Source organism: Kribbella sp. NPDC050820 (assembly GCF_040653975.1).
In the GTDB taxonomy this organism is placed as follows: Bacteria; Actinomycetota; Actinomycetes; order Propionibacteriales; family Kribbellaceae; genus Kribbella.
In genome coordinates this window covers 1-18,107 of record NZ_JBFAHB010000082.1, presented here as the reverse complement: position 1 = coordinate 18,107, position 18,107 = coordinate 1, and the positions used below count along the sequence as shown (strand labels likewise).

Here is an 18,107-nt window from a genome sequence, read left to right as displayed (position 1 = left end):
CCAGGGTCTCTTACGGGCGGCTGATTGCCTCGACTGTGTCGGAGATTTGCTCGCCGGGGAGGCCGAAGGGGGCGACGAGGGCAAGATCGTCGGAGTGTTTGAGCCAGGCCCGCGTGAGCTCGGGTGCCTCGTCGTAGGTACCAAAGAACAGCACGTCGTGTGCCAGCCGCTCGGCCGCGGCCGGTAGGTAGGCGTCGCGCGGGTCGGGGTTGGAGTCCAGGAGGGCGTCGAGCTCGTGCTGGTAACCGTGCTCGCGCAGCATCTTCGGGTACAGCGGCCCCATCCGGGTGGCGTAGGTGACCAGCCAGCGCGCGGCGATGCGCGCCGCACCATCGCGATCCGGGGCGAGGGCGAGCGGGACGGAGGCGGTGACAGTGGCGGCGTCGGTGCGACCCGAACTGGCCGCGGCCTCGGCCATGAGTTCGCGACCAGCATCAAGGGCCGCGGGTGGAAGCAGGAACGGCAGCCACTGCTCTGCCAGGGCGCCGGCCAATCGGATGCTAGGTGTGGTGATCGCGGCCAGCGCGATCGGCACCGGTACCGCCGGCGGGCAGCCCAGCCGCAGCGGCCGGACACCGTCTTGCAGCGCTGGGAGCCGCCCACCGCCGAGCAGCGTACGGACCGCTACAAGGCTGTCGCGCAGCTTCCGCAGCGGCGCCTGCCACGGCTGCCCATGGAAGCCCTCGGTGATCGGCGCGGTGCTGGCGCCCAGGCCGAGGACGAACCGGCCCCCGGAAGAGCGCTGCAGCTCGGCGGCGGTGAGTGCGAGCGTGGCCGGGGTGCGACCCCACACCGACAGCACGCCAGTCACCAAACCGATCCGCTCGGTGCGCTCGGCAAGCCGGGCGAGCACGATCGGCGCGTCCAGCGTCATCGCCTCGGCGACCCCGACCGACTCAAGCCCCCGTTCCTCGGCCAGCACCGCCGCCCGTTCAATCACCTCGAACCGGTCCTCGAACGGAGTGAACGCGACGCCCACCGTACCCGTCATCTTTGGTCCCCCTTCGTGTCGGCCCCGCCCGGATGCGGGGCCGCGGTTGTCGACCGTGCGTGGCACGGCACCCCACCATCCTCATCGGTTCGGCGGAGGTGCGTCAGGCGTGGAACTACCCCAATCTCGACCCACCGCAGCCGGCCTCGTGCTGGTGTCAGGAAGTGACTTGCAAGAGGCTGTATGCAGGACATCTGGCGAAGGGAGGAGCCAATTGGAACAACGGCTGGATTCGACCTGCCTGCCGAATGGAACGACAGTGGCGTATGCGGCCGCCGGAGCCGGGCCTCCACTGCTGTTCATCGGCGGTTGGCTCAGCCACCTCGAGCTCAGCTGGGCGCTGCCGGCCGAGCGCTACCTGTTCGAGGGACTCGCCCGGGGACGGACCGTGCTCCGCTACGACCGGCCCGGGTGCGGGCTGTCCGATCGCGCCGCGCCCGCGGGCGCTTCCCTCGAATCGGAGCTGGACAGCCTTGACGCAGTCGTCGCCGCGTCCGGCGTGGACAGGTACGAGGTGATGGGCAGCTCACTCGGCGTACCGATCGCGATCGAGTGGGCAGCGCGACACCCCACCGAGGTCGACCGCCTCGTGCTGTACGGCGGGTGGGCGCGCGGCGTGGACATCGGTCCCGTGCCGGTACGCGAGCACGTCGTCGGCCTGGTGCGCAGCCACTGGGGACTAGGCGCCGATGTGCTGACCGACATCTTCGCGCCGGAGGCGTCGACCGGCACCCGGTCGGCGCTCGCCGCCTACCAACGGCAAGCGTCCTCGGCCGCAACCGCCGCGGACCTGTTGACACTTTGCTACCGCATCGACGTTACCGGCAGCCTGGCGAACGTGCGTGCCCCCACGCTCGTCGTGCACCGAGAACACGACCGCGCCGCCCCGCTCGACCAGGCCCGGCTGATCGCTGCCGGGATCCCAGCGGCGACGCTTCGCATCCTGCCTGGACGCTCGCATCTGCCCTACATCGGCGACGCCGACGCCCTCCTCACCGTGATCCGAGACTTCCTCGGCCTCCCCGCGCTGCGCGGCGCAACTGCTCCGCACCTAACCGCCCGCCAGGGACAGGTCGCAGCCCTGGTCACGCAAGGGCTCACCAACCGCGAGATCGGCGAACAACTCGGCATCGACGAACGGTCCGCCGAAGGACACATCGAACGCATCCGCATCCGGCTCGGAGTCCGCTCGCGAGCCCAGATCGCCGCCTGGTGGGTGGCCACGAATTCCTGATCGACTCGAGCCGTTGCGCGCGGGAGCCGACTGGGATCGATTGGCCGACCAGAGATCAGTGGCGGGGTCGCAGGCGGCGACGGCCAATTGGTCTACGAAGTCGTTCATCCGGTTGCCGGAGTGGCCCTTCACCCAGTGGAAGGCGACATCGCCGCGCTCGGTCACCAGCGCCGCGAGCGGCTCCCACAGGTCTCTGTTGGCGACCGCCTTCTTTGCCGAAGTGAGCCAGCCGCGGTCGAGCCACCCTTCGTACCACCGGTCGCGGAAGCAGTTGACGACGTACGTCGAGTCGGACACGACCAGCAGCGGACCGTCGTTCGCCCGGACGGCTTCGAGCGCAGCGCGGATCTCCATCCGCTGGTTCGTCGAGACAGCCTCATGACCGGAGGCGTACTCGGTCGTCGACGCCGCCCAGGCCCAGCCTGACCAGGGCGTCTTCGGCATGGGCAACGGCCTGACGTCCGGCACGGTGATCGCCGGCCTGCCGATGGATCGCGGCATGTCTCGCATGGCCGAGGGAAGCGAGCACCGATCACGTCTGGCAATCGGCAATCGACGCGCGACGTCGTTGGCGGCCAACGCGTCCACGGGGCTGGCCGTGGCGGTACAGGCTGCCGGTGTGGGACCCGGGCTCCAAACCCACGCGCTGCAGCCTTAGCGAGGGAGCCTCGAAGCCAGATGTACCTGCAGCAACGCCGCCGACAGCGCAGGCCCTCCCCGCAGTGGGTCGTCGCCCTCGCAGTCAATCTGTCGGCTTCGGCGGTAGTGAGTACTTCGCCGCCCGTAGGGCGTCCAGACGGCTCTGGTCACCCCGGCGCGCGCTCGTCTTGTGTCCCACAGCACTTCTTCCCTGAGAACCCGGCTTCGGTCTGGGCTTCGACCAAGTCAGGACCGGCCTGGGCGACGAGCGGAAACCGTTGCTCGTCAACGACTTCGGCCAGCTGGCCGGCACCGGCGAGGCGATCAGCCCGCGCCCGGTTTGCGCTGGGATCTGAGGCGAAACTGGACCAATCCCGACCCGCTACCACCCACGCTCCGGAGGCGGTACCCCTTCGGAACTTCGTCGACGTTGATGCCTTGGTCCACAATTGTCGAGTCCCGTAACGGCGCAGACAGTACATGAACACTGCCCAGGGCAGCTCGGTTCACCGGCGTGGCTTTACTCGCTTGGTCGGGATGGCAGTGAGTGGATCTTCCGGCCACGGATGGCGGGGGTAGCGGGCTCGCAGGTCGGCTCGGACCTGGGGATAGCCCTGCTTCCAGAAAGAGGCGAGGTCGCTCGTGATCGCGACCGGGCGCCGGGCGGGCGACAGTAGGTGCAGAACGACTGGGACCCGACCGTCCGCGACGGCCGGAGTGGCAGTCCAGCCGAACACCTCCTGCAGCTTCACAGCGAGGACCGGCGGCTCGACACCGTCGTACGCGAGTCGCACCTCGGAGCCCGATGGGACCTGGAGCCGTTCCGGTGCGAGTTCGCTGAACCGGGTTGCTGCGGGCCATGGCAGTAGTCGCCGGAGTGCCGAAGCCACGTCGATTCGGGCAAGGTCGCGCGAGCCTCGCACCGAGGCGAGCTCGGTGCCCAGCCATTCGTCGAGACCTGCCAGCAGTGCGTCGTCGTCGACCACGGGCCATGGGGCTCCGAGGTGGGCGTGGCAGAAGGCGAGCCGCTCCCGCAAGGCGAGTGCGGCCTCCGACCAGCGCAGTACGGACAGACCGCTGTGCCGGATACCGTCGCGGACGGCCGCTTGGACGAGCAGCCGGTCGGGCTTTGCCAGCGGGACATCGTTGAGCACGATCGCGCCGAGTGCTTCGACGCGCCGCGTCACGATCCGGCCGTCGTCCCAGCGGATCTCGTCGGTGGTCGACACGAGGTCGCCTGCGATGTCTCGCGCGGTCTGCTCATCGATCGGCGCCGCGGAACGGATCCTGGCGTCGGCGCGACCGGGTGCCCGGTCAGCGACCGCGATCGCCAGCCAGGTCGTGGTCCGCAACGGCGATTGCGGATCCAGCGCAGCACCTGTACCACAAGACATCTGGTACGTCGCCGAGTCGATCCCCCGGACCCGCGCAATCCGATCCGGATACGCCAGCCCCACCACAACGCCCACCGCAAGATCATCCGGGACTGCGCGCGTCCCCCGACCAGCCCGCCCATCGACCGCCGGCCGCACTCCGTCTCCACCCAACGGGTCGCCGGTCATGCCTCGGCCGAGACGCTTTGTTTCTTCTCGCCAGCGGGCCGTGGCGCCGCGGTCCTCGCCACGGCGGAGGGCTCGCCAGCGGGCCGGTAGATCATCGCCGATATCGCGGCCGGAGTCGTCCGAGAGCATCGCGACGACCTCGCGTGCCCGGTCGGCGCCGACCCGCGGCGTCCCGTCCAGCAACGCGCGAGCCAACCGAGGATGCGCCCCGATCGCCGCCATCCGCCGTCCCCGCTCGGTGATCCGGCCGCCGTCGTCAAGGGCATCGAGACGGCGCAGCAATTCGGTGGCCGCGGTCATCGCCACCACCGGCGGCGCCTCGAGCAAGGTCAGACCGTCACCAGCGGGCGCACCCCACGCCGCGAGGTCGAGGGCGAAGGCCGCCAGATCGGCGATCGCGATCTCCGGCGCCGCGTGATCGTCGAGATGCGAGTGGTCGGTGGCAGACCAGCACCGATAGACCCGGCCGGGCGCCTCCCGCCCGGCGCGACCGGCTCGCTGGTCGGCCGACGATCTCGAAACCCGGCAAGTGACCAACGCACCGAGGCCACGGGATTGATCGGTCCGCGGCTCCCGGGCAAGACCCGAGTCGACCACGACCCTCACCCCGGGCACAGTCAGCGAACTCTCCGCGACCGACGTCGTGACCACGATCCGACGAGCGGCGGCCGGCCTCAACGCGCGGTCCTGTTCAGCCCTTGATTGGCGACCGAACAACGGCAGGACATTGTGACCGGCCAACCGGCGAGTCACACCGTTGATCTCGGCTTCCCCCGGGACGAACACGAGAATGTCGCCGTCGTTCTCGGTCAGTGCACGCCGGACGACGGCCGCGACGTGATCCAGTAGGCGCGGGTCGACCCGCCCACCGGGAAGCAGTGGCACGGGGACCGGTGGTGGGGCCCACTCGATCGCCACGTCGAACAGCGCAGCAGACGCCGTGATCACGGGCGCCGGCACCTCCAAGCCCAATGCGCGACTCAACCTGGTCGTGTCCGCCGTGGCCGAGGTCGCAACGATCGCCAGGTCTTCCCGGAGATTCGCCCGGATGTCGATGCAGAACGCGAGCAGCAGATCGGCATCGAGGTGCCGCTCGTGGCACTCGTCGATCACAATCGCGGCGACATCCGGCAACTCCGGGTTCTGCTGCAGACGCCGAACAAGGAGCCCTGTCGTCACCACCTCGACACGGACTCCTCTGCCGCCGCTGCGTTCACCGCGCATCGCGTAGCCGATCCGCTGCCCGAGCGGTTCGCCGACCAGCATCGCCAGCCGGGTCGCAGCCGCCCGGGTTGCCATCCTTCGCGGCTCGGCGACGATGATCGTGCCCCCGAGCGCGTCGCCCAGCGCAAGAGGCAACAGCGAGGTCTTCCCCGATCCAGGCGGCGCAACCAACACCGCAGTACCACGCGAACGCACCGCATCGACCGTGGCAGGAAGAACCGCCCGTACAGGCAGATCCGCCCCCAGCACCGACAATTCAGGCAGCAACACGCCCCGACGCTAGCCGACCGCCACCACGCCTCATCCAATGGATCGCTTGGATGACCGACGCGTACGACGTTGTTGCGAGGATGTCCGACCGGATCGGGACGCGGAAGTGAGGTCCTAGCGGCTGTGGTTGTGCATGACGTGTTTGGTGCGGGAGAAGTCGTCGAGGGCGTAGATGGACAGGTCGCGGCCGTAGCCGGAGCCCTTGAATCCGCCCCACGGCACCTCGTTGGCCAGCACGAGGTGCGAGTTGACCCAGACCGTGCCGGCATCGAGTCGTGCTGCGACGTCATGGCTGCGGCGGGCGTTCTCGGTCCAGACGGAGGCTGACAATCCCAGCGGTACGTCGTTCGCGCGGCGGACTGCCTCGTCCTCGTCGGAGAACGTTTCGACGGTCACGACGGGACCGAAGATCTCCTCCCGGGTGCACTCGTCACCCTCGGGTACGTCGACCAGCACGGTCGGCGCCACGAAGTACCCGGAACCGTCGATCGCGGTCCCTCCGATAGCGACCCGGATCCCCCGCTCGGCGGCCCGGTCGAGATAGCCCATGACCCGGTTGAAGTGCGCGTCGGACACCAGCGGCCCGACTTCGACGTCGTCACCGGCCGCCGGCTCGCCCACGACCAGGCCCTCCACTTCGGCGACCAGGTTCTTGACGAACTCGTCCGCAACCGACGCGTGCACCAGCACGCGGCAGGCCGCGCCACACTCTTGGCCGGAGTTCCAGTAGCCGGCCACGCGCAGCGAGGCCGCCGCCGCCTTGAGGTCGGCGTCCTCGAAGATGACGACGGGCGCCTTCCCGCCGAGTTCGAGGTGCACCCGCTTGAGGGTGTCGGCGGCGCTGCGAGCGACTGCCTGGCCGCTCCGGACCGACCCGGTGAGGGCGATCATGGCGATGTCGGGGTGGGCAGCCAGGCGAGCGCCGGCCACGGGCCCGCGACCGGTGACGACATTCAGCACACCGGGTGGCAGAAGGTCGGCCACCAGTTCGGCGAACTTCAGTGTCGTCAGCGGGGTCTGCTCGGACGGTTTGATGACCACGGTGTTCCCGGCTGCCAGGATCGGTGCGATCTTCCAGGCGGCCATCAGCAGCGGGTAGTTCCACGGCGTGATCACGCCGATCACTCCGAGCGGCTCGCGCAGAATGACCGACAGATGGTTCTCGGCGTAGTCCCCCGCCGCCATGGTCGTGGTGGCGCGGAGCGCACCGGCCATGAAGCGGAAGGTGTCGATGGTGCCGTCGACGTCCTCCTGCGACACCGCAAGTGGCTTGCCCGTGTTGGCCGACTCCAGCCGCACCAGCAGATCAGCGTTGTCGGCCAGTCGGTCCGCGATCCGGTGCAGGACCTCGGACCGGGCTTTGGGCACAAGTCGCACCCATTCCACCTGGGCAGTGACGGCGGCCGCCACCGCCTGGTCCACGTCCTCGGCGCTGCCGTCCGGGGTGTCGGCGATGACCTCCTCGGTGGACGGATCGACCACCGCGATCGTCTCGCCGGCCAGGCTGATCCGGAACGAGCCGTCGATGTAGTGCTGGGTCGGCGGTAGGTCGCTCGATTCGATCAAGGTCCCGGCTTGCTGCGCACGTCGTACCGTCGCGGCGCGGTCAGTGCTGATTGTCATGGGGAATCGCATCCATCCGTGGTCGAGGTCTAGACGGCCGCGGCCGGCTGCCGGAGGGCCGCGGTGAGCGAGGTGATCGTTGCCGCGGTCGAGGGGTCGAGGTCGAGCAACGGCGGGCGCGGGCTGCCCGCCGGGAAGCCGAGGGCGTTGAGGGCTGTCTTGACGGCGGGAATGAACGGCGCGTTCATGATCGCGTCCATCAAGGGGTAGATCTGCGCCCACTCGGACCGGGCCCGGTTGAGATCGCCCTCGGCCAGCGCGCGGTGGACGGAGACCAGCTCGGCGGCCATCACGTTGGCGGTTCCGGCCATGACGCCCGCGGCACCCTCGCTCAAGGCCGCCAGCAACAGGCTGTCCCATCCGACGAAGGTCGAGACGACGTCTCCGTGGTTGTGGATCAGCTGCCCTGCCTGCGCCAGATCGGCACTGGTGTCCTTGATGTACTGGATGTTGTCGACCTCCCGCGCCAGCCGGCCGACGGTCGCCGGGTCCAGGTTGATGCCGGTGGCAACGGGCAGGTTGTACAGCATGATCGGGATGTCGACGGCGCCGGCGACGGTCCGCAGGTACCGCAGCGTCTCGTCGAGGGTCAGCGGCTCGTAGTACGGGGTGACCACCATCAAGACGGAGGCCCCGGCCTTCTCCGCGTGCCGCGACAGTTCCACGGCTTCAGCAGTGCTGACCGCTCCGGTCTGGGCGACGACCGGGACCCGGCCGGCTGTCTGATCGATCACGGTTTCCACCACGAAGCGGCGCTCCGCCGCGCTCATCGCGGCGAACTCGCCGGTCGATCCACAGGCGACGACGCCGTGGACCCCGGCCTGGATGTTGCGGTCGACCAGTCGGCGCAGGTTGTCCTCGTCGATCTGTCCGGTCGAGGTGAACGGAGTGACGAGAGCCGAGAGGACTCCGCTCAGCTGTGCGGTCATGTCAATGTCTCCTAGCGTCGTACGGCGGTCGACGTCGTCGACACGTGGCTTACGGATGGGCCGACGGGCGATGGATGGCGGGTGCCCTGCCGGTCCGTGGCGAGCAGGCTCTGGGCGTCCTGAGCTGCCGCGAGACCTGTGTGAATGGCCGTCTCGGTGTAGAGCGTGCCCAGGTAGTCGCCGGCCAGGAATACCCGGCCGCCCGTGCGGGTCAGCACCGGCTGCAGCTTGCCTCGCCCCGGGAAGCAGTACGGCGCACCGGTCGGCCACCGCTGCACCTCGGCCTCGACGACGTTGTCGGCGAAGTTGGGGAGCACCTGATCCAGGTCGTCGAGGTAGGTCTTACGGATCTCGTCGTCATCGAGCTCGAGAAGGTCGCGCGCGAGGCCGGCCGGGGAGAACGTCATGATGCTGCTCCCGGGGCGCCGCTCGGCCTCATAACCGCGGGCGATGTTGGACATGTTGAGCGCCACGTTGAACGAGCGCTTCGGGGTCGCAATAGCGTAGGCGTCGTCCCAGACCCGGCGCTCGGTCTCGTCGGTGAGGAAGGCCGCGCTCACGTAGGGCCCATAGACGACCTTCGACAGCGCGTCCCGGACGTCGCGATCCAGGTCGACCCCGACGCGATGGCTCACCGTGGCCGGAGTGGCGAGGACGACGCAGCGAGCCTCGACCTCGTGCTCGACTCCGTGCTGCCGGTAGCGGACGAGCACGGAGTGCCGCTTCTGGATCACTTCGTCGACGGCCGCGCCGAGCTGAACGCGGTCCGCGAGCGCCGCGGCGATCCCTTCGGTCAGCGTCGACGGCCCGCCGAGGATGCTGCGGGACAGCCCGGCGCCGATGTTCCAGACCAGGCTGAAGTACCCGACGCCGGCGCCGGCGGAGATCTCGTGCAGGTCCGCGGCAGAGCGGGTGACCGTGGGCTTGAACAGCGCCTCGGCGTCCGGCGAGAGTTCCCCGATGAAGTCGGCGAAGCTGCGGTCGTTCATGAAGTCGTAGACCCGCTGCTGCCGCGCGGCCTCGTCCTCCCCGGTGCGGAGCTCGACGATCCTGGCGTACTTCGCGACCGCGAGCCTGACCTTGGCCCCGGCCCTCAACAGCGACAGCCGGGAGGGCCACGACATCGGGATCCGCAACGGGTAGGCCTCCACGCGGCCGCTCAGCAGGAGCTTGCCGTTCATGGCCAGACCAGTGAGCGAACCGGGCACCGCGACCGAGTCGATCCCGGTGTCTCCCAGCAACCAGGCGGTCGACGAGTTGCCGCCGGCGTACACATGTCCGCCCCAGTTCAGCCAGTACTGGCCGCGGCGCTCGGACCGGATCCGCCCACCGACGCGGTGGCCGGCCTCGAGCAGCACCGTGTCCCAGTGCCGGAGGCGCCACCCGGCGGCCAAACCGGCGATTCCGCCTCCAACGATCACGACATCTCTCATGGAGGTGCCCTTCTACGCGATTCCCCGTGCCTGACTCGGCTGGGACCTCACCGTAGTTTGTGATCACAGATCACGCAAGAGTCGGAGACGCCGCGGCTCCGAGGTGTCTATCGTTGGGCTGTGACCCTTTCGAAGCGGCTCGAGCCGACCCTTCTGACGGACCAGGTGTACGCCGTTCTCCACGAGGCGATCATCACCGGCGAACTCCCCGCTGGGTCCCGCCTGCGGGTCCGGGACATCGCCGCGCAGGTCGGCACCAGCGTGATGCCCGTCCGCGAGGCGATCCGCCGTCTCGAAGAGGCGGGTCTGGCGCAGCGTGAGCCCCACAAGGGTGCGGTGGTGAAGGGCCTGACACTCCAGGAGCTCGTGCACGTGTACGGCGTACGCCGACTGCTCGAGGGCGAAGCCGCGCGGTTGGGCGCCGAGCAGATCAGTGCCGAAGACTGCGCCAGGATGCAGGCCGAGTACGACCTGATGGTCACCGCGATCACCGAACGGCGCGTGGTCGACATCCTCGACCACGACGAGGCGCTGCTGGAGATCCTCTACACCGCCTCCGGCAATCCCGTGCTGGTCAACATGATCCGGACCCTCTGGCAACACTGCCGCGCCTACAAGATCGTCGGCGCGCAGGGCACGCTGTACGCCGAAGGCGAGGACTCGCTGTGGCGCTACCAGAAACGCCTCGTGGCCGCCGCGCGCAAGCAGGACGCCGAGACCGCGAGGTCGGTGTCGGACGCCTCCCTCGACAACGCGACCCTGCGCATCAAAGCCCTCCTGGCCGCCCAGGACGAGGAAGACAAGGCCGGCGTCGTCTGATCACTGTGGTCGCATCACTGGATGCGAGCTGTCGCCGACTGCTCTCTGGTTGAGTCAAAAGAAAGTATCGTCGCATCGTGGTCGCGCCCGTTTCGCAACTCGCTTCGAACGAACGCGAGGCCCTGCTGCGCACTGCCCGGTCGCGGACGACGCCGCAAGGTCTGGCGACCCGGGCTGGACTCGTCGTCGACTGCGCCGATTTCGGCCTGGCCGAAGCTGCCCGCCGATCGTCGGTCAGCCGGGCGACGGCGGCGAAATGGTGGCAGCGCTATCGCGACGGCGGCATCGACGGCCTCGACGACGCCGCTCGCAGCGGTCGCCCGCCGGCCGCTGACGACGTGATCCTCGACGTCCTCGGCTGCGCACTCGACACGCCGCCGGCAGGAGCCAAGCGATGGACGACTCGCGCCGTTGCCGAAGCCACAGGCACCAGCCAAGCCACCGTGAGCCGGATCCGGCGCCGCTACTTTCCTCGCCTCGACCCGGCGCCGGTCGAGGTGCTGCCGCCGTCGACGCTCGTCTATCTCGACGTCCACCCGGCCGGTTGCGTCCTCGGGTTTCATCCGCTGAGCGAGCCGTCGCCCAGCCGCCCACCGGGAGTCCGGCTGGATGCCATGGAGACCGTCCTGTGCGCCGCCCTTCTGTCCGGGCGGATCGCCGGTCACGGACCGGCGCGGGCGGGGGCCGGTGAGCGCGCAATCGCCATACTCAGGCGGGCAGCCGAACGGCTCCCGTCAGTGCGGCCCATCACACTGTTCGTCGACGTGGAACTCACCGCGTCAGCGCACCTGTGGCTGGCAGGCAACCCCGACTTCACGGCGTACTCATTCACCGGCGAGCACTGGCTCGGCCTGCTGCATCGCGTCGCTGACGCAGTCGATCCGACGCAACTCGACGAGCTCCGGGAAATCCAGCGCCTCGTTCGTGTCGCACGCAGCGAGGGCGCCCGCCAGTTCACGTGGTCGCGCGCACCCGAGGCCTCGTCTCTCGCCGGCACCGCCCAGACCGAGCCCCCGGCCGGGGATCTGACGCATGTGGTCCGCGGCATCTGCGCCGCAGTGAGCACAGGCGAACTGCGTGCCGGTGAGGTCCTCTCGGTACGGCGCATCGCCGAACTGTCGGCCGTCTCGTCCGGACGCGCCTCGAATGCCCTTGCGCAATTGGCCGAGGAAGCGCTGATCGACAAGCGCAGTGGCCGGTACCGACTCCCGGTTCCCACGCCCCGGGACGTGGTCGAGACCTACACGGCACGCGGCCTGCTCGGCACGGCGATCGCGCGTCGTCTCGCGTCCGTGGACCATCCGCTGCCGCCGGGTGTCGACGACCACTACGCCGGTCTGGTCCGATGCGACGAGCTCGAGCTCGTCCTCGAGGCCGGCGCCATCGACCTGGACCTGCAGGACGAGCTGGCACAGGCGGCGGCCATGCCGCGGGTGGGGTGGATGTTCATCCGCCTGACCCTCCAGCTGCGCATCTTCATCACCATCTTCGGGTTGAGCTACCGCTACCCCACCGGCGAGATCCTCGCCGACGACCGGCGGATCCTGGACGAGATCCGCCATCGCGATCCGGACGCCGCCGTCGCGGCCTGGCGCAGCAAGATCGACAACTGCGCCCACTTCATGCTCACCCATCTGTCGGCCATCCGGTGATCGGTCGCCGGTCACGAACTTCTGACTCGAACCGCTGAGCTCTCCTGAACTCTGGACGCCCTTTCCGTGCCGGTTGCACGCTGCCGGGCAAGTCCGACGACGGGAGTGAACGATGGCATCTCTGGACAACAAAGCTGAAAGTTCGCCCCACAGCGACGCGGCGTTCAAGCGCCGCTTCATGCGAAGGCTGACCGGCGTCCTGCTCGGTGGGATGTTCCTCGACGGGTACATCCTCGGCGTGATCGGTCCGGTGGCCGGCGAGATGGAGGCCGACCTGCACCTGTCGGCGATGTGGGTCGGCCTGATCGCCGCCGCCCCGCTGTTCGGCATCTTCATCGGTTCGCCGCTCGGCGGCTGGGCGACCGACAAATGGGGCCGCAAACCGATGTTCCTCGTGGACATGGGATTGTTCGTCTGCGCTTCGGCACTCCAGTTCGCCGTCTCGTCGGCACAGTTCTTCGTCGACTCCGCCGTACAGCTGTTCGTCGTACGGTTGCTGATGGGCATTGCCATCGGCGGTGAGTACTCCATCGGCTGGCCGCTGATGTCGGAGTTCGCCCCCGCCCGCCTCCGCGGCCGGCTGCTCGGCGCCACCGTGGTCGCCTGGTACGCGGGCTTCATGGTCGCCTTCATCGTGGGCCACGTGCTGATCACGTCGACCGAACTGGGCTGGCGGCCCATCCTGGGATCGAGCACGTTGATCGCGGTGATCCTGTTCATCGCCCGGCTCGGTCTGCCCGAGTCGCCCCACTGGTTGCTGAACAAGGGGCGCCGGCGGGAAGCTCTCGACATCGCGGGCCGGTACATGGAGAGCTCGGCGGATGTGGCCGACGTCAAGCGGGAAGAGTCCCACCAGCAGGCGGCCAACGGGAGTTTGATGAGCCTGTTCTCCGCGCAGAACTGGCGGGCGACTCTGTTCACCTCGGGCTTCTGGTTCTGCGCGGTCACGCCGTACTTCGCGATCGCCACCTTCGCCGACAGCGTGCTCGAGAAGTACGGCCTCAGCGGGAACCTCACCGGCGGAGTCGCCCTCTCCGCACTCGCTCTGGCAGGCGTCGTCGTCACCGTCCTGCTGATCGACAAGGTCGGCCGCCGGGCTCTCACCGTCCCACCGCAGTGGCTGTGCACTGTTCTTCTCGCGGTCATCGCCCTCTGGGCAGGCGCGCCGCCGTTCGTCGTACTCGCGTTGTTCCTGGTCTTCTCGTTCTTCAACGCGATGTACAACACGCTGACGAGCGTCTACCCGGGAGAGGTCTTCCCGACCGAGGTCCGCGGGATCGGGACCGGCTTCGCGGCCGCCGTCAGCCGGATCGGCGCCGGCCTCGGCACGTTCCTGCTGCCGGTGTCGATGTCAGCCCTCGGGATCGGCCCGAGCATGCTGATCGCAGCCGGCATCGCGGCCCTCGGCGCCGCGTTGTCCCAGTGGCTGGCCCCGGAGACGAAGGGCAAGAGCCTCAGCGAGACAGCCGCGGTGTACTCGCACTAGCCGGGCGCCACAACGGCCCCGCCCCTCTCTGGGGTCGGGGCCGTTCGCACGCCTGCCCGCGCTGCAACGGACCAATCTAAAAGAAACCGCGGTGAACGCTTGTGAGATCTGTGATCACATCCTATGGTCTTGCCCTGAGACCCGCATCACAGGTCCGACGACGTTCCAGTGATGTGCCGAGTGCCGGCGAGCCCGCCCCGCGCCGCCGGGACCGTGCAGCAACCGCCCGAGTGCGTGCGCCGTACCGAGGGAACGACAGGGAGAACGAGATGGCATCGCCACCGACGATGATCGAGGTGCAGGACCTGACGAAGGTCTATCAGGCCGAGCGGGAGCGCTCCTGGGGCCGAGCCAAGCCACGTGACCCTGGGCGGCGGCCGGCGGTCGACTCGGTCTCGTTCGAAGTGGCCCGCGGCGAACTGTTCGTCATCATGGGCCTGTCCGGATCAGGTAAGTCGACGCTGCTCAGAATGCTCAACCGGCTGGTCGAGCCGACCGCCGGGACCGTGACCGTGGATGGTGTCGAGATCAGCTCCGCCGCTCCCCGCGAGCTCCGCCGCCTCCGGAACAACACCGTCAACATGGTCTTCCAGCACTTCGCGATCTTTCCGCACCGCACGCTGCTGGAGAACGTCGCCTACGGCCTGCAGATCCGCGGCGTGCCGACGGCCGAGCGGGTCGAGCGCGCGAACTGGGCGCTGAACCGGGTCGGCCTGAAGGACTGGGGTGACGAACTGCCGTCCGCGCTGTCCGGCGGTATGAGGCAGCGCGTCGGGCTGGCCAGGGCGCTGGCCACCGATGCCGAGATCCTGCTCATGGACGAGCCCTTCAGTGCGCTGGATCCCTTGATCCGCAGGGACATGCAAGACCTCCTGCTCGACCTGCAGAGCCAGCTCAAGAAGACGATCGTGTTCGTGACCCACGACCTCAACGAGGCGATGCGCCTCGGTGAGCGGATCATGGTCATGCGCGACGGCAAGCTGATCCAGCTCGGCACCGGATCGGACATCCTGTCCAACCCGGCCGACGACTACGTGGCCGACTTCGTCTCCGACGTCGACCGCTCCCGCGTCGTCACCGCCGAACGAGTCATGCGCGAGCCCGCGGTCATGGCGGGGAGCACGGACCTGACGAACGTCGCCACCGTGGTCAAGGACACCCGGCTGATGGACATCTTCCCACTCATCGGCGAGGGCAGTACGCCGGTCTGCGTCCTGGACGACTCCGGTCGCCTCGTCGGTGAGATCTCCAGCACCACCCTCGTCCAGGCCTTGGCAGGTGGTCGCCATGCGTGACATCCCGGTGGGAGACGCCACCGAGCAGGTCGTCGACTGGATGCGCGAGAACCTCGCGGCCTTCTTCGACGCGATCTCCGCGGTCATGTTGTGGTGCGTCGACATCATCCTGCAGGCCCTCACCGCGCCGCACCCACTCGTCGTCACGGCGGCGGCGGCCGCTCTGGCACTGTGGGCCCGCGGCATCGGCCTCGCCGTCTTCACGATCGCCGGCATGCTTCTCATCCAGGGCATGCAGCTGTGGACACAGGCGATGGAGAGCCTCGCGGTGGTCATCGTGGCTTCGATCCTCGCGGTCGGGGTCGGGATCCCGGCCGGGATCTGGGCGGCCAGGAATCGCGCGGCCAATCACTTCCTGCGTCCCGTGCTCGACCTCATGCAGACGCTGCCCGCGTTCGTCTACCTGATCCCGGCGGTCTTCTTCTTCGGGATCGGACTCGTCCCGGGCGTCGTCGCCACGTTCATCTTCGCCATCCCGCCGGCGGTGCGGCTCACCGAGCTCGGCATCCGGCAGGTCGACAAGGAAATGGTGGAGGCGGCCGCCGCGTTCGGCGCGACACCCAACCAGACCCTGCGGCAGGTCCAGCTCCCGCTGGCGATCCCGTCCATCATGGCCGGCCTCAACCAGGTCATCATGATGTCCCTGTCCATGGTGGTCATCGCCGGCCTCGTCGGCGCCGGCGGCCTCGGCTCCGTGGTGGTGACCGGCATCAGCCGGCTCGACATCGGGGTCGGCTTCGAAGGCGGCCTGGCCGTGGTCTTCCTCGCCATGTACCTGGACCGCGTCACCGGGGCGTTCCCCCGGGAGCGCAGCCGCCGACGAACGCGCCGCGCCCCTGCCGGCACTCCCGCGCCGGCGCCCGAGCCGGCCGCGGACCCCGAACCGGTCGCCGCCCCCGCGAAGACCCCCGCCTGAACGAGCGGTCGCCGTACCAACTCCCCTGAAAGGAACACCCATGTCCCACCTCGGAAGGCGGCGCATGCCGCGGTTGACGGCCGTGGTCGCTCTCGCGGTCGCCCTGTTGCTTGCCGCCTGCAGCGGTAACACCCAGTCCGTCAGTTCGAACGGCGGTGGCGGCGACGACAAGTCCGTCACGATCGGCTACGTGCCGTTCGACGAAGTGATCGCCGTCAGCTACCTGTGGAAGAACCTGCTCGAGAAGCAGGGCTACCAGGTCGAGATGCAGCAACTCGAGGTCGCCACCGTGTACCAGGGCGTCGCCAACGGCCAGCTCGACGTCTTCTTCGGTGGCGTGCCGATCACGCACAAGGACTACTGGGACCGGTTCGGCAAGGACTTCACCACTGTCGGCCAGTGGTACGACACCTTGCTGCAAGGCATCGCGGTGCCGAACTACTCGGGCCTGAAGAAGCTCAGCGACCTGCAGGGCAAGTCCGCGCAGTTCGGCGGGCAGATCGTCGGCATCGAGGCCGGGTCCGGTCTGATGCGGCAGACGAGCCAGGACGCCACCAAGACCTACGACCTGTCCGGCTACAAGATCATCGACGGCAGCACACCGGCCATGCTGGCCGCGCTGGACAAGGCGATCGCGCAGAAACAGAACATCGCGGTGACGCTGTGGACACCGCACTGGGCCTTCGAACGGTACCCGATCACCATGCTCCAGGACGACAAGAAGGCCTACCCGGGCAACGACACCTACAAGGTTGTCGTGAGCAAGGACTTCGCCGCGAACTCGGCGGTCGTGGACGAGTGGAAGGGATTCCACATGACCGAGGACCAGCTCTCCACGCTCATGCTGGACATCACCAACGCCGGTCAAGGTAAGGAAGACACCGCCGTCCAGGACTGGATCGCCAAGAACCAGGCGGTCGCGGACGGCTGGACCGCCAAGAAGTAGCTTGCTGCGGAGGTGGTTGTCGCCGGATCAGAGCAGGGCCCGGACCTCCTGCTCGAAGTGGACGACATGGTTGCGGGCCAGCTCGGCCGCTCCGTCCGCGTCGCCGGCGACGACCGCTTCCAGGAGCGGGCCGTGCTCACTGATATGGCCGGCCATACCCGGCAGGCGCTGGATGAACAGGCACCAGATCCGGTTCGCCAGGTTGTCGTAGCGGACCAAGGTGTCCTCGAGGTACGGGTTGTGTGTCGCCGCGTACAGCGCGCGGTGCGCCTGCAGGTCCAATCGCATCAGGTCGCGCGCCTCCATCCGCGAGGTCGCGTCCGACTGAAGCGTGTCGGCCAACTCGCGCAGCGACGCACGCTCGGGTGCGGTGGCCCGGCGCGCCGCTCCCGCAGCCGCGATCGGCTCCAGGTGCTGACGCACCTCGGAGATGTGGGCCAGATCGGTGATGTTGACGTCGGTGGCGAAGGTGCCGCGCCGCGGATAAGCGACGACCAGTCGCTCGTAGGCGAGCCGCTTCAGGGCCTCCCGGACCGGAGTGCGGCCGATGCCCAGCACAGCGCCCAGCTGATCCTCGTTGATCGGGCTGCCGGGACGAATATCCAGCATCACCAGGCGATCGCGGATCTCGTGGTAGGCGCGGTCCGACAGCGATTCGGCCGCGTCCCCCGCCAGGACGGCGCGGCCCAGACCGTGAGAAGTGTTGACGTGCTCCGACATATGACGTACGTTACCGGAACAATTGATATATCAGTTGGTTTTCAATCGTGCACCAGGGTGGAGGCCCTCATCGTGACCGCATCCCATGACCTCGGCCTCGCGGCGTTCGACCCTGAGGTCCACCGCGCCATCACCGCCGAGCTCCACCGCCAGCAGTCGACGCTGGAGATGATCGCGTCGGAGAACTTCGCGCCGCGGGCGGTCATGCAGGCCCAGGGTTCCGTCCTCACGAACAAGTACGCCGAGGGTTATCCGGGGCGCCGGTACTACGGTGGCTGCGAGCACGTCGACGTGGTCGAGCGGCTCGCGATCGACCGGGTCAAGGCGCTGTTCGGCGCGGAGGCGGCGAACGTGCAGCCGCACTCGGG

The 18,107-nt window shown here is 68.6% G+C and carries 14 protein-coding genes and 2 pseudogenes; 9 read left to right on the top strand and 7 right to left on the bottom strand.

The window, feature by feature from the left end; genetic code table 11:
* Window positions 1-10: 10 nt before the first annotated feature.
* A complete protein-coding gene (locus tag AB0H36_RS40850; RefSeq protein ID WP_360536177.1) occupies window positions 11-991 on the bottom strand; it encodes an LLM class flavin-dependent oxidoreductase in 981 nt (326 codons plus the stop codon).
* A gap of 259 nt (window positions 992-1,250) precedes the next feature.
* Here AB0H36_RS40850 and AB0H36_RS40845 point away from each other — a divergent pair, with 259 nt between their 5' ends.
* Window positions 1,251-2,225: an alpha/beta fold hydrolase gene (locus tag AB0H36_RS40845; protein ID WP_360536217.1), complete on the top strand. Its 975-nt coding sequence runs from the start codon at window positions 1,251-1,253 to the stop codon at window positions 2,223-2,225.
* A gap of 129 nt (window positions 2,226-2,354) precedes the next feature.
* On the opposite strand, the pseudogene AB0H36_RS40840 reads toward AB0H36_RS40845, so the two are convergent.
* Window positions 2,355-2,579, bottom strand: a pseudogene (locus AB0H36_RS40840) (RNase H family protein); the annotation flags it as partial.
* 88 nt (window positions 2,580-2,667) lie between these two features.
* Here AB0H36_RS40840 and AB0H36_RS40835 point away from each other — a divergent pair.
* Window positions 2,668-2,883: a hypothetical protein gene (locus tag AB0H36_RS40835; protein ID WP_360536175.1), complete on the top strand. Its 216-nt coding sequence runs from the start codon at window positions 2,668-2,670 to the stop codon at window positions 2,881-2,883.
* A 487-nt stretch (window positions 2,884-3,370) separates the two neighbouring features.
* On the opposite strand, the gene hrpB is transcribed toward AB0H36_RS40835, so the two are convergent.
* The 4 genes from hrpB to AB0H36_RS40815 form a co-directional block, all read right to left on the bottom strand.
* Complete coding sequence (hrpB, locus tag AB0H36_RS40830; protein WP_360536215.1) at window positions 3,371-5,899, bottom strand: ATP-dependent helicase HrpB; 2,529 nt, start codon at window positions 5,897-5,899, stop codon at window positions 3,371-3,373.
* Window positions 5,900-6,034: 135 nt separating this feature from the next.
* Entirely contained in the window at window positions 6,035-7,543 is a 1,509-nt protein-coding gene (locus tag AB0H36_RS40825) for an aminobutyraldehyde dehydrogenase (protein ID WP_360536173.1), read from the bottom strand.
* A 29-nt stretch (window positions 7,544-7,572) separates the two neighbouring features.
* Window positions 7,573-8,472, bottom strand: coding sequence for a 4-hydroxy-tetrahydrodipicolinate synthase (dapA, locus tag AB0H36_RS40820; RefSeq protein ID WP_360536171.1), 900 nt, complete (start codon window positions 8,470-8,472; stop codon window positions 7,573-7,575).
* 11 nt (window positions 8,473-8,483) lie between these two features.
* Complete coding sequence (locus AB0H36_RS40815; RefSeq protein WP_360536169.1) at window positions 8,484-9,905, bottom strand: NAD(P)/FAD-dependent oxidoreductase; 1,422 nt, start codon at window positions 9,903-9,905, stop codon at window positions 8,484-8,486.
* Between the two features lie 120 nt (window positions 9,906-10,025).
* Between AB0H36_RS40815 and AB0H36_RS40810 the strand changes: the two genes are divergently transcribed.
* The 6 genes from AB0H36_RS40810 to AB0H36_RS40785 all read left to right on the top strand — a co-directional run bounded on the left by AB0H36_RS40810 (window position 10,026) and on the right by AB0H36_RS40785 (window position 17,019).
* Window positions 10,026-10,724, top strand: a complete 699-nt coding sequence (locus tag AB0H36_RS40810; protein ID WP_360536167.1) for a GntR family transcriptional regulator — start codon at window positions 10,026-10,028, stop codon at window positions 10,722-10,724.
* 77 nt (window positions 10,725-10,801) lie between these two features.
* A complete protein-coding gene (locus AB0H36_RS40805; protein WP_360536165.1) occupies window positions 10,802-12,376 on the top strand; it encodes a helix-turn-helix domain-containing protein in 1,575 nt (524 codons plus the stop codon).
* Window positions 12,377-12,488: 112 nt separating this feature from the next.
* Entirely contained in the window at window positions 12,489-13,862 is a 1,374-nt protein-coding gene (locus AB0H36_RS40800) for an MFS transporter (RefSeq protein WP_360536163.1), read from the top strand.
* Between the two features lie 269 nt (window positions 13,863-14,131).
* Window positions 14,132-15,157: a betaine/proline/choline family ABC transporter ATP-binding protein gene (locus AB0H36_RS40795; protein WP_360536161.1), complete on the top strand. Its 1,026-nt coding sequence runs from the start codon at window positions 14,132-14,134 to the stop codon at window positions 15,155-15,157.
* Window positions 15,150-16,073 (top strand): ABC transporter permease subunit, encoded by a 924-nt coding sequence (locus AB0H36_RS40790; RefSeq protein WP_360536159.1) that lies wholly within the window; start codon window positions 15,150-15,152, stop codon window positions 16,071-16,073. The genes AB0H36_RS40795 and AB0H36_RS40790 overlap by 8 nt, the downstream gene beginning before the upstream one ends.
* Before the next feature lie 64 nt (window positions 16,074-16,137).
* Window positions 16,138-17,019, top strand: a complete 882-nt coding sequence (locus AB0H36_RS40785) for a glycine betaine ABC transporter substrate-binding protein (RefSeq protein WP_360536157.1) — start codon at window positions 16,138-16,140, stop codon at window positions 17,017-17,019.
* Window positions 17,020-17,046: 27 nt separating this feature from the next.
* Here AB0H36_RS40785 and AB0H36_RS40780 read toward each other — a convergent pair whose 3' ends face one another.
* Window positions 17,047-17,739: a GntR family transcriptional regulator gene (locus tag AB0H36_RS40780; RefSeq protein ID WP_360536155.1), complete on the bottom strand. Its 693-nt coding sequence runs from the start codon at window positions 17,737-17,739 to the stop codon at window positions 17,047-17,049.
* A 72-nt stretch (window positions 17,740-17,811) separates the two neighbouring features.
* Between AB0H36_RS40780 and AB0H36_RS40775 the strand changes: the two are divergent.
* A pseudogene (locus AB0H36_RS40775) lies at window positions 17,812-18,107 on the top strand (serine hydroxymethyltransferase); the annotation flags it as partial.

What these genes read in the sequence shown, in the direction of transcription:
- AB0H36_RS40780 (WP_360536155.1), bottom strand. Translation starts at nt 17,739, where the DNA reads ATGTCGGAGCACGTCAACACTTCTCACGGTCTGGGCCGCGCCGTCCTG.
- AB0H36_RS40825 (WP_360536173.1), bottom strand. Translation starts at nt 7,543, where the DNA reads ATGACAATCAGCACTGACCGCGCCGCGACGGTACGACGTGCGCAGCAA.
- dapA (WP_360536171.1), bottom strand. Translation starts at nt 8,472, where the DNA reads ATGACCGCACAGCTGAGCGGAGTCCTCTCGGCTCTCGTCACTCCGTTC.
- AB0H36_RS40835 (WP_360536175.1), top strand. Translation starts at nt 2,668, where the DNA reads ATGGGCAACGGCCTGACGTCCGGCACGGTGATCGCCGGCCTGCCGATG.
- AB0H36_RS40850 (WP_360536177.1), bottom strand. Translation starts at nt 991, where the DNA reads ATGACGGGTACGGTGGGCGTCGCGTTCACTCCGTTCGAGGACCGGTTC.
- AB0H36_RS40815 (WP_360536169.1), bottom strand. Translation starts at nt 9,905, where the DNA reads ATGAGAGATGTCGTGATCGTTGGAGGCGGAATCGCCGGTTTGGCCGCC.
- AB0H36_RS40800 (WP_360536163.1), top strand. Translation starts at nt 12,489, where the DNA reads ATGGCATCTCTGGACAACAAAGCTGAAAGTTCGCCCCACAGCGACGCG.
- AB0H36_RS40785 (WP_360536157.1), top strand. Translation starts at nt 16,138, where the DNA reads ATGCCGCGGTTGACGGCCGTGGTCGCTCTCGCGGTCGCCCTGTTGCTT.
- AB0H36_RS40790 (WP_360536159.1), top strand. Translation starts at nt 15,150, where the DNA reads ATGCGTGACATCCCGGTGGGAGACGCCACCGAGCAGGTCGTCGACTGG.
- AB0H36_RS40795 (WP_360536161.1), top strand. Translation starts at nt 14,132, where the DNA reads ATGGCATCGCCACCGACGATGATCGAGGTGCAGGACCTGACGAAGGTC.